We start from the raw sequence: 11,780 nt of genomic DNA, 5'->3' as shown, positions 1-11,780 counted from the left end.
AGAACATTTAGTTTTACATATTAAAATTGTTGAATATCCAAATCCAGCCCAAAATCCGGGTGAAACCTGTGGGGTAGGCGGAATCTATAATTATATTGTTCCTGAATTAAATGATATTTATAGTGGAATTGTTTATAAACAAGCTTGAAAACAAAAAGTGACAGAAATTATTTTGCCACTTAAAAATGATTATTTTAAATGCATCAAACAACTAGTAAATCTTAATTTTGATTATGCTTTACTAAAATCTTTTAATACTAAATATGGTTTGTGAAGTAATGATAAAAATAAACAAATCTATAAAAGATTGAAAAAAATAGAAGTAATAAGCTAATATGTAAAACTTTAATAAATAAAAAAACATTTCTTTTGAGATGTTTTTTAAACTAAACGGTTGTATCATTCAACAATTAGTGCTTCATTAATATTACTATTTAGTTCTTCACGAAGAGGGAAACGAACATATGTTCCTGTCATTTTAGTTTTATCAAATTTAACAAATTCTAATGTACTAACTTGACTATCTAAACTTTCTAAAATTTTAACATTTTTTTGTGAACTTTCTTTTACACTAATCACATCACCAGGTTTACAATTATACGATGGAATATCAACTTTCTTCCCATTAACAAGAATATGAGCGTGATTTACTAATTGACGAGCTCCTGCTCTTGTTTGTAATAGTCCCATACGATGCACAATGTTATCTAAACGTGATTCTAACATAATTAAGAAGTTTGTTCCGGCAATCCCTTTCATTTTTTTTGATTTACTGTAAGTGTTACGGAATTGACGTTCTGTTAAACCATACATATAACAAACTTTTTGTTTTTCATGTAATTGTAATCCATAGTTTGATAATTTTGAACGACGTTGTCCATGTTGACCAGGTGGTGTTGTTCTTTTTTTCCCTTTTGAAAATTCTTTGTCGTTTTCTAAGATACTAAAACCGTATCTTCTTGCTTTTTTAAATATACTTCCACGATAACGTGCCATTAAAAAAACCTCCTATATATCATTATGACATACAAAAAGATTCATTGAATTGCTCTAATAAAGGAAGTTTTTTGCTTCGCCCTAACAGCTAGGGTTACTTTAACACTAAATCTTAATTAATAAAAAACTAAGAACATTACTATGCAATTCTGCTGCTTCTCTGTGTTGTCTAGGGAATATTGTATAATAAAATCAAGGATAATTCAATATTTTTTTTCTAATTTTTAATGTAATATCTTTTGCAAGTGCTATAATTCAATTGATATATAGTAATGATTGGGGGCTAGGCAAAATGGAAAATATTATTAATAATCCAATTAAATTAACATTATTAATTTTATTTTTTGTCTGCTTGTTACTATTAATAATAACATTAGTATTGTGAGGGCAAAAGCGTTATTTAAAAACAATTGAAATTAAAGTTTTACAAAAATTTGATATTTTAAAACGATTACCGTTAAAACATAAAATTTTTCGGATTTCTGAAATTGCTCGTTATAATAATCGCTATGCAAAAGACTTGATTATCTGACGAACAAAGTATGAAATTATTTATGAGAAAAAATTAATAAGTTGTTTAGAGGTATTTCGTAAATTATATCAAATTAATAAAACAACATCCAAGAAAATGCCGAAAGTAGCAGTACAAAAAATTATTCCGTTGTTAAAAGAATTAACTTTATTGGAAGAAGAAGCTCGTCGGTTATTAGATGAAATTAACAGTCAATTGCGAATTGAATTATTACAACGAGATTATATTTTGGCACATAAGAAAATGTTTAATTCATTGTTAGAAGATGCAATTAAATTGCAAATGAATGTATCTTTAGATTCTAAAAAAATTAGTGATTTTGAACGAAATATTGAAAGTATGTTTGATGAATTTGAAGATTATTTAACAGCGGGTGATTTTGTTAAAACAGAACAAATTTTATCCAATATTACTACTTCCTTAACTATTTTTGTTGAAATTTTAGACAATATTCCACAAATTAAAACCTTGTTAACAAAATTGGTTCCAAATAAACTTTCTTTATTAAAAGATAAATATGTTCTTTTCAATAAAGATGAAAGTAGTCGTGATTTATTAAAGTATAGTTTTGATGAATTAACCCAAAAGATTGATGAAACTAAAATTTTAATTTCTAAATATATTGATAATTTGCAATATAAAAAAGCAACCAAGAAAACAATTGAAATTATTAATCAAATTAGTGATTTTGATCAAAGTATTGAACATCAAAAAGCAATTATTTCATGTTTTAAAAAATATTATCAAGTTGTAATGGATTATATTAATAAAATTGAACGGAGTTTTAATGCAATTTCTCGACAAATTGAGGCATTACGTAGTTCATCAACATTAACGGCACATGAAGAAGGCATTTATCGTGAAGCAATGGGAAAAACAAAGGATTTAACACATGATACTAACCGCTTAGTCTTAGAAATTAATCGTAATGGTCGCGATTATGTTAATTTTAATCAAAAATTAGTACATTTATTAGAAAATGCTGTTGTAACCCAAGAAGCATTAGAAAATGTTGTAAAGATTATTGAAAAACGTAATTTTGCAGAAACTGAAATTAGAAAAACAATTCATTTGTTAGAAGTGGTTTTGTTACAAGCTGAAGTTCGCTTAAATCAATTACAATATAAAAAATTATTAACAAAATATGAAAAAGCAATTAGTGATTATCGACAATCTTTGGAAAAAATTAAACGAATATCATTTGATGTTAATAATCCTAGTGAAGTTGATGAAGTAACAGGTAAACTAAATCGTTTGAAAACAGAAGTTTTAAAATTGTTTGAAAAAATTAAAAATAATATTTTATTAGATTTATTATCACAAGAAACATTAGTTTATGCACAAAAATTTATTTTAACAAATGATGATGTTGATAACCAATTACGTAATGCTCAGATTGCTTATCGCGATGGTGATTATGATGGCTCATTATTTTTAGCGTTAAAAATTATTCATGAAGAACAAGGAAAAATATAGAAAATGGAGTATAAAATGAATTTTGATGTAATATTAATTTGTTATGGAGAATTAACAACCAAAGGGAAAAACCGTAATGATTTTACAAGAGTTTTAGTTAATAATATTAAAACAAAATTAACAGGATATGAAAATCAATATCAAATTAAAAAAGAATTTGATCGTTTATTTATTGAACTATTAGATGCAACGGTTAGTATGGAAATTGTTAACATTGTTAAAAATGTTTTTGGTTCATCATCGTTATCATTAGCCAAAAAAGTTGCTTGTGATTTATCAGAAATTGCTAATTGTGCAATTAATATCGTAAATTATTATCAACCAGCAACTTTTAAATTAGAAGTGCGCCGAAATGATAAGACTTTTCCACTGACATCAACGGAAATTAAGCAACAATTAGCACCAAAAATATTACAACAAACAAAGGTTAAAGTTGATGTTCATCAACCAGTTTTGCAAATTGATGTTGAAGTACGCCGAACATTTACATATGTTTTTGTTAATAAGATTAAAACAATTGGTGGTTTACCAGTTGGAATATCTGGACGAGGATTAGTAATGTTATCAGGAGGAATTGATTCACCAGTTGCAGCTTTTTTAACAATGAAACGGGGAATGAATATTGAATATTTACATTTTGCAACACCGCCACATACGACAGAAGAAGCATTACAAAAGATTAAAACTTTAGTTCAAAAATTAAATTATTACGCTGGTCAAAATCAGCAACGATTGCATGCGGTTAATTTTTCAATGTTACAACATGAATTAATGCATATTCCTGATATTAGTTATCGAATTATTATTATGCGAAGAATGTTTTATCGTATTGCTAATTTATTAGCTAAAGATTTAAAATGTCAGGCAATTATTACTGGAGAATCATTAGGACAAGTTGCTTCTCAAACAATTGAAAGTATTAATACAATCAATGATGTTTCTACATTGCCGATTTTGCGGCCAGTATTGTGTTTTGATAAAAATGAAATTATTGATACTGCAAAACAAATTGATACTTATCAAACATCAATTTTACCGTTTGAAGATTGTTGTAGTTTATTTGTTCCAAAGAATCCTGTTACAAAACCACGTTTAAAACAAGCAGAATTTCAAGAAAAGAATTTAATGTGAACAGAAATTATTGATGTTATAATTAAAAAAAATATAACAACATATGTGGTTGGTAAGGATGTGATTTATGAAGAAGAAAACTAGTTTTTTTCAAAAAAAGAAAGAAGTAGCAAAACAATTAGTTAATGAATCTGAATTACAAAAAGCAGAACAATCACGAACAAACTTATTAGAAGAAACAATATTAATTGATGAAGAATTTTCAATTATTCGTGATGTTAAAGATGAAGATATTAAAATAATAAATATGAAGAAAGAACAAAATTCTTTTTATAATGAAAATGCAATTGATTTAGAAAAAGAACTATTAAAAGAAATGGTTCCAAAGAAAAAAGCCCGTTTATGAGGTTATTTAATTTTTGGGATCTTAGCGCTTTTAATTGTAATTATGATCATTATTATTGCAATTAAATTATAAAATTAGGCCACAATTGTGGTTTTTATTTTCTTTTTCGCTACAATGATAGGAGAGTGAGGTAGCAATGATGACAATTCCCCATTTAAATGTTCGAACAAGTTATAGTTTATTATCATCTTTAATTACTTTTGATAAATATTTTAATTATGCTATGACAACTAATTTATCATCATTGGCAATTTGTGATAATAATATGTTTGGGGTTTATGAATTTCACCAGCTTTGTCAAAAAAATAAAATTAAACCAATTATTGGCTTAAATGTTATTATTTTCTTGAATGATATTTCTTATAATATGAATTTATTTGCCCGTAATCAAAATGGTTATTTTAATTTAGTTGAAATTTCATCTTTAATAATGATTAATGCTGAACATAAGCAAAATGTAACATTAGAGGAAATTAGTAAGTTTTTAACAACAGATGTTAAGATTATTATTAATTATACAACAGATAATTATCAACCTGAGTTATATCAAACGCTAAGAAAAATTTTAAAAGTTGGAACGGATTTATATTTAGGTATTAATAATGGGAATTTATCGTTGTTAGAATCGTTGCAAGGATTAGTTGCAAATGAACAAATTATTTGAAATAATAAAGTACAATATTTTACAAGTGAAGATTTTACTGCTTATAAAGTTGTTGATACAATTAAAACACAAACTTTATTTAAAGAAAGTAAGATGAAAGATTTATATGGTTGAGTTTCACCACTGCCCCGTTATCAACAATACTTTGACAATATTAAAACATTTATTACGACAATTGATGTTTTTCCTTTGCATAAAGGGACTATTTTTGATAATTTATTACGTTATCCAACCCCAGAAGGGCAGACCGCACAACAGTTTTTGCAAGAAATTTGTCAAACAGCTTTAAAACAAAAAAAAATTAATGGTTCTAAAACAACATATCTGCAACGATTAACTTATGAATTAACGGTGATTAATAAAATGGGTTTTAATGATTATTTTTTAATTGTATGAGATTATGTTCGTTATGCAAAACAACAAAATATTTTTGTTGGTCCTGGCCGCGGTAGCGCTGCCGGTAGTCTTGTCAGTTATTTATTAAATATTACAACAATTGATCCAATTGCTTATAATTTACTTTTTGAACGATTTTTAAATCCAGAACGAAAAAGTTTACCAGATATTGATATTGATTTTGAAGATGATAAACGAGAAATGGTTGTTGAATATTTATTTGAAAAATATGGTAGTGAACATGTTGCCCATATTATTACTTTCCAGACAATTGGGATGAAAATGGCAATTCGAGATATTTGTCGAATTTTTGATATCGCAATTGAAGAAGCAGATAAAATGAGCAAAGCAGTTCCATTAGAATATAATTATCATTATGAAGAAGCAATTAATGCTAATCCTCTTTTTGAAATTTATCAGAAGAAATATCCCCAGGTGTTTTTGCATTTAAAAAAAATTATTGGTTTACCACGTCAAACAGGGACCCATGCAGCAGGTGTTGTTTTAACACAACAACGCTTACAAACAATTATTCCAATTAAAGAAGGCTATAATGGAATTTATCAAACACAATATTCAATGAATTATTTAGAAGAATTGGGAATTCTAAAAATGGATTTATTAGGATTACGAAATTTAACAATTTTACATGATGTGATTGATAATATTTACCAAGAAACAAAAGTAAAATTAGATGTTGACACCATACCATTAAATGACCAAAAAACTTATCAATTATTAGCGCAAGGGGATACAAAAGGGATTTTTCAATTAGAATCACCAAGGATGACGAAGGTTTTAGTTGATATGGCTCCAGACCAATTAGAAGATATTGTTGCAACGTCTTCGTTATATCGTCCTGGTCCACAAGATAATATTCCTTTGTTTATTAAACGAAAAAAAAATTTGGCAAAAGTTACCTATATTGATGAACGTCTAGCTGAAATTTTAGCACCAACTTATGGTATTGTTGTTTATCAAGAGCAAGTTATGCTAATTGCTCAAAAAGTTGCTAATTTTTCACTAGCTAAAGCTGATGTGCTTCGTCGTGCAATGGGGAAAAAAGATGCATCAATTATGAGCCAAATGAAAACTGAATTTATTGAAGAGGCTGTTAAAAATCATTATGTTGAAAAAATAGCACAAGAAATTTGAGAATTAATTTATAAATTTGCTGCCTATGGGTTTAATCGGAGCCATGCAGTTGCATATTCATTGTTAGGTTATCAAATGGCCTATTTAAAAGCAAATTATCCTTCCCAGTTTTTAGCTAGTTTATTGACACATGTTATTGGGGATGAACATAAAACAAATGATTATATTGCTTTAGCAAAAAAGAATCATTTAACAATTGTGCCACCAAATATTAATGCTCCATATCGACAGTATCACACAATTGATAATCAAATTTGTGTTCCATTATTAATTATTAAACAAATTGGTTTTGCTTTTTTTAATAAAATTGCCCAAGAGTATCAAACTAATGGGATGTTTATGGATTTATATGATTTGTTTATTCGTTTATATAAGAAAGGCTTAAATCGAAAAACTTATGAGGCATTATGTTTTTCTGGAGCATTAGATGTTTTTAAGCTGAACCGGATTACCTTATTTAATAATTACCACCAAATTATTACTTATATTGAGTTGATTAAAACGCAAGAAGATAATGAAAATTTAATTGTTGATTTTTCATTAGCTGAAAAACCAGAACTAGTAATTGAACAAAACGATGAAGTTATATGTCTAGAAAAAGAATATGAATTTTTAGGATTTTATTTATCGAATCATCCATTAAAATATATTCGTGAAAAAGCAGGGTACCAAGATAAAACAACATTAATTAGTAATTTGCGTTTAAGTTTAGGATCAGCAAATATTTTAGTTCTCGTGAAGCGAGTAAAAGTAATTACTGATAAAAACAACAATAAAATGGCATTCTTAGATTGTTATGATGAAAGTGGCGAAATTAATATTACTGCTTTTGCTGGTATTTATAAAGATTATGCTAATTTGTTAAAAACTAATAATGTCTTATTATTAAATATTAAGTTAGGAACATATAATAATAAAATTAATGGGATTATTAATCGCATTAAATTTATTAGTGGGGAGCAAGAATAAATGTTTATTGAAGTTATTGCAAGAAACTACGAAGAATGCCAAATTATTGAACAAGCTGGAAATATTGACCGAATTGAATTATGTGCTGATTTATCGCGCGGAGGGTTAACACCATCTTATGCAGTTATTCAAAAATGTACTGAACGAATTAAAGTTCCTATTCGGGTAATGGTTCGTCACCGTGATGCTGATTTTTATTGTCCGGCTGATGAATATTTTCAACTTAAAAAAGATATTGCTTATATTTAAAACAACAAAGGCAGAAGGTATTGTGGTCGGAATTTTAACACCTACGCATCAAATTGATTTATTACGGATGGAAGAATTAATTGCCTTAGCACATCCATTAGCAATTACTTTTCACAGGGCTTTTGATTTAATTGAAGATAAAATTTACTGCTATTCAACAATTAGTTCAATTAGGAATTAGCACAGTTTTAACCCAAGGTGGGATAACTCCAATTATGAAAAATTTAGTAACTTTACAAAGTCTTCGGAATTATGGTGTTCAAATTCAAGGAGGTAGTGATATTAATTTGACTAATTATCGCGAAATTAGTCATTATTGTGATGCGATTCATCTTGGCAGTGCTGTGCATTATGACGTGACTTGAAATACTGCCCTTGATATAGTAAAACTTCAACAATTAAAATAGGAAAATTTTTAATTAATTATAATTAATTTGCTACTTTTTCTAAAAACTTTAAAAAAAGTAATATAAAATTATTTGGTAATGATTAATAGCAGAAAGGAATAAAAAATGAACATTTTAAAAAACATACTTGAAAAAATTAATACCTTTTCTCACAAAATAAAAATTATTTTTCCAGAAGGAAATTCTGAACGAATTCAAACAGTAGCGAAACAATTAATTGGTACAAATATTACGCCAATTCTTGTTTTTGCAACACGAGCAGAAGTTCCAACAACAATTGATGAATTACAAAGCGAAGTTATTGTTGCCGAAGAGCAAAATGAAACAGAATTAGCAGAATATTTCGTTGAATTACGAAAAGGAAAAATTTCATTATCAGAAGCTAAAGAATTAGTTCGTGAATGTAATTATTTAGCAATTTTATGAGTTAAAAAAGGTCTTGCTGATGGAATGGTTGGTGGGATTACTTATGATACAAAAGATATTATTGGTCCAGCATTGCGAATTATTAAAGCAAAACCAAGTGTAAAATTAGTTTCATCATTTTTTTTAATGGTTCGGAATAATGAACGTTATATTTTTACTGATTGTGCTTTGAATATTGATCCAACGGCTGAGGAATTAGCAGATATTGCTTATTTAGGATATGAAGCTAGTAAAGTTTTTGGTTTTCAAAAGCCAAACATGGCATTATTATCTTTTTCAACAAAAGGTTCAGGGCGTGGGACTTCTGTTGATAAAGTCCGTACTGCTTATGAACTTGTCCAAGCAAAGAATTTAAAAAATTGTTCTGTTGATGGTGAGTTTCAATTTGATACCGCGTGAGATGATGCTATTCGTAATAAAAAAGCGCCGTCATCAGTCTTAAAAGCACCTGTTGATATTTTTGTTTTTCCAAATTTGGATGCGGGAAACATTGGATATAAAATTGCCCAACGATTAGGGGGATTTGAAGCAATTGGTCCAATTGTTATTGGATTAGACCGCCCAGTTAATGATTTATCACGTGGTGCTACTATTAATGACATTTACAATACTGTTTTAGTGACAGCATATTTATGTATATATAAATCAAATGATTAGAAAAGAAAAAAGAAAAATGATTTTAGTAATCAATGCGGGTAGTAGTTCGATGAAATTTCAATTATATAAAGTTGATTCAGCAAAAAATTATGAAGTAATTTGCAAAGGATTAGCTGAACGAATTAACATTGATGGAATTTTTACCCTTAAATTTAATGGTCAGGAGTTTCAAACAAAAGAAGATTTTCCAGACCATAAAGCAGCAGCGAAAGTTTTAATCGCTAAATTAAAAGAACATTATATTATTCAAGATTTTACTGATATTCAAGGAATTGGACATCGAATTGTGCATGGTGGTGAAAAGTTTACACAATCAATAATTATTAACGATGAAGTATTTTCAGAAATTAAACGAATGGTAACATTAGTTCCGCTGCATAATCCACCAGCAATTGCTGCTATTGAAGCTTTTCGTAAGATTGTTGATGTTCCAAATGTTGCAGTATTTGATACTTCATTTCATACAACAATTCCTGAAGAAAATTATTTATATTCAGTTCCTTATGAATGATATAGTAATTATCAAGTCCGTCGTTATGGTTTTCACGGCATTTCTTATCGTTATATTACAAAAAGATTAGCTGAAATTTTACAAAAATCAGTTACTGAAGTTAATGCAATTATTTGTCATTTAGGCAATGGTGCTTCAATTTGTGCAGTTAAAAATGGTAAAAGTTTTAATACTTCAATGGGTTTAACCCCATTAGAAGGATTAATTATGGGGACACGAAGTGGCGATATTGACCCTTCAATCCACCAATTTATTGCAAATCAAACTGGTGCAACATTAGATGAAATAACTAATACTTTAAATAAAGAATCTGGGTTATTAGGAATTTCGGGAGTATCATCTGATTTACGTGATGTTTTTAAAAGTAGCACGGATAATCAACGTAGTAAATTAGCATTGTTAATGAGTGCAAAAAGAATTGCAAAATATATTGTTAGTTATGTTAATGATTTAAAAACAAAACCAGATGCAATTGTTTTTACCGCTGGAATTGGCGAAAATTCTGATGAAATGCGCCAATTAGTTGTTAATGAAGTTACTTTATTAAACTTAGAATTATCTTCGTCAGCAAATCAAAGGTCATATGAAACGGAAAATCTAATTTCAACTCCAAAAGCAGATGTTCTTGTTTATGCAATGCGAACAAATGAAGAAGTAATGATTTGCGAAGATACTTATCATTTAATTAATTCATAAGATAATTTTGTTATTATTTAAAATATAATTCTTCACAATGAAAAGGTTTAGATGCTATTAGCATCTAAACCTTATTGTTTTGCTTATTTTTTAAAAATAAAAGAATAATTGAGCCAGTACAATATGTAGCATTAATATGACCACTTGGGAAAGCATATTCTCATGGGGTTTTAAATGTTGGCATATTAACATTACTAAATAAGCCAATTGGTGGTTTCCACCAAGTATATTGTCATTCTGAGGGAATATTATTAAGATAACCGTTACCTAAGTTATATCCAAAATGAAAACCCGATTTAAGATAAGCAGTTAAGAATTCAGAATGGGCATCAATTAAATCACCAAAAATAGCATTATAATAATAGATTCGATGTGTTGCACCTTTTAAAATCACAATAATAATATATGTACTAATTAAAAAACTTAATCCTTTAGTTGCTTTTATTCATGTCTGTTCTGTTAACAAACGGTTAGTTTTAACTAACCGATAGCGAACATAATAAAGACCAATTCCTAATAAGAATGATTGGTAAAGAAAAACTAAAATAGCATTTGTTAATTTATACTTATAATTATCAAATAGAAGATAGTCAATTCCAGGTCCAAAGCCTTCGTCAAGACTTGGAATTAAGGCTAAATTAACAATATTATCAATAAGTCATGCTCCTATGGATAGGAAATAATAGATTACAGTAATCCAATAATTTTTTATAAATTTTTGCTTTTCTTGTTTTATTTTAAGCAAAAACCATGTTTCTAATAATATTGTTAGATAAATGATAATTACAATAACGATTTCAGTATTTCCTAATTGATCATAAAAACGGACTCAATATTTAACAAATTCATTTGATAAAGGTTTTGCAAGTTCAACAGCAATTTGGTAGTCAATTTGATATCATCTCGTTGCAATAATAACTCCTAAACTAATAAGAGAAATTATGAATAATGAAATTGCAAAAAAATAAATATTTCATTTTTTTAATAAAAAAGATGTTATTTTTTTGTTGCATATAGTTTCCTCGTTTTTTTCATTGTTGTTAATTAAATAGGAATTTAGTAAAAAATATAGTCTTTTTTCTTTTTAATTATATGTTAAAAAATAAAATTTTAATTTTAATTTTAAAACTTTTCACGGTATAATTACTTAGAACATGTTATTAATAATT

11 protein-coding genes and 1 pseudogene are annotated in these 11,780 nt (G+C 27.6%); 10 read left to right on the top strand and 2 right to left on the bottom strand.

From position 1 onward, the window contains the following. A pseudogene (locus EHU54_RS02415) lies at positions 1-334 on the top strand (hypothetical protein); the annotation flags it as partial. Between the two features lie 47 nt (positions 335-381). Here the strand turns inward: EHU54_RS02415 and rpsD are convergent. Beyond that, a complete protein-coding gene (gene rpsD / locus EHU54_RS02410) occupies positions 382-996 on the bottom strand; it encodes a 30S ribosomal protein S4 (protein ID WP_400248747.1) in 615 nt (204 codons plus the stop codon). A 292-nt stretch (positions 997-1,288) separates the two neighbouring features. Here rpsD and EHU54_RS02405 point away from each other — a divergent pair, with 292 nt between their 5' ends. The 9 genes from EHU54_RS02405 (at position 1,289) to EHU54_RS02365 (ending at position 10,611) form a co-directional block, all read left to right on the top strand. After that, positions 1,289-3,004, top strand: coding sequence for a septation ring formation regulator EzrA (locus EHU54_RS02405; protein WP_400248746.1), 1,716 nt, complete (start codon positions 1,289-1,291; stop codon positions 3,002-3,004). Between the two features lie 15 nt (positions 3,005-3,019). Next, on the top strand, positions 3,020-4,219 hold the full coding sequence (gene thiI, locus EHU54_RS02400) for a tRNA uracil 4-sulfurtransferase ThiI (protein ID WP_400248745.1): 1,200 nt from the start codon (positions 3,020-3,022) through the stop codon (positions 4,217-4,219). Next, positions 4,203-4,553, top strand: coding sequence for a hypothetical protein (locus tag EHU54_RS02395; protein ID WP_400248744.1), 351 nt, complete (start codon positions 4,203-4,205; stop codon positions 4,551-4,553). The genes thiI and EHU54_RS02395 overlap by 17 nt, the downstream gene beginning before the upstream one ends. 64 nt (positions 4,554-4,617) lie before the next feature. Beyond that, positions 4,618-7,665 (top strand): DNA polymerase III subunit alpha, encoded by a 3,048-nt coding sequence (locus EHU54_RS02390; RefSeq protein WP_400248743.1) that lies wholly within the window; start codon positions 4,618-4,620, stop codon positions 7,663-7,665. Then, positions 7,666-7,914: a copper homeostasis protein CutC gene (locus EHU54_RS02385; RefSeq protein WP_400248742.1), complete on the top strand. Its 249-nt coding sequence runs from the start codon at positions 7,666-7,668 to the stop codon at positions 7,912-7,914. Continuing rightward, a complete protein-coding gene (locus EHU54_RS02380; protein ID WP_400248741.1) occupies positions 7,901-8,095 on the top strand; it encodes a copper homeostasis protein CutC in 195 nt (64 codons plus the stop codon). The genes EHU54_RS02385 and EHU54_RS02380 overlap by 14 nt, the downstream gene beginning before the upstream one ends. After that, positions 8,046-8,321 (top strand): hypothetical protein, encoded by a 276-nt coding sequence (locus tag EHU54_RS02375; RefSeq protein ID WP_400248740.1) that lies wholly within the window; start codon positions 8,046-8,048, stop codon positions 8,319-8,321. Before EHU54_RS02380 ends, EHU54_RS02375 begins: the two co-directional genes overlap by 50 nt. 105 nt (positions 8,322-8,426) lie before the next feature. Further along, positions 8,427-9,404: a phosphate acetyltransferase gene (gene pta, locus EHU54_RS02370; RefSeq protein WP_400248739.1), complete on the top strand. Its 978-nt coding sequence runs from the start codon at positions 8,427-8,429 to the stop codon at positions 9,402-9,404. Between the two features lie 16 nt (positions 9,405-9,420). Further along, on the top strand, positions 9,421-10,611 hold the full coding sequence (locus tag EHU54_RS02365; RefSeq protein ID WP_400248748.1) for an acetate kinase: 1,191 nt from the start codon (positions 9,421-9,423) through the stop codon (positions 10,609-10,611). A gap of 64 nt (positions 10,612-10,675) precedes the next feature. Here the strand turns inward: EHU54_RS02365 and EHU54_RS02360 are convergent, their stop codons facing one another. After that, positions 10,676-11,356: a hypothetical protein gene (locus EHU54_RS02360; protein WP_400248738.1), complete on the bottom strand. Its 681-nt coding sequence runs from the start codon at positions 11,354-11,356 to the stop codon at positions 10,676-10,678. Positions 11,357-11,780: the final 424 nt, after the last annotated feature.

The sequence above is a fragment of the Spiroplasma sp. ald genome (assembly GCF_044714355.1).
Lineage (GTDB): Bacteria > Bacillota_I > Bacilli_A > Mycoplasmatales > Mycoplasmataceae > Spiroplasma > Spiroplasma phoeniceum.
The sequence above is the reverse complement of the archived record's forward strand: the minus strand, read 5'-3'. Positions and strand labels throughout refer to the sequence as shown.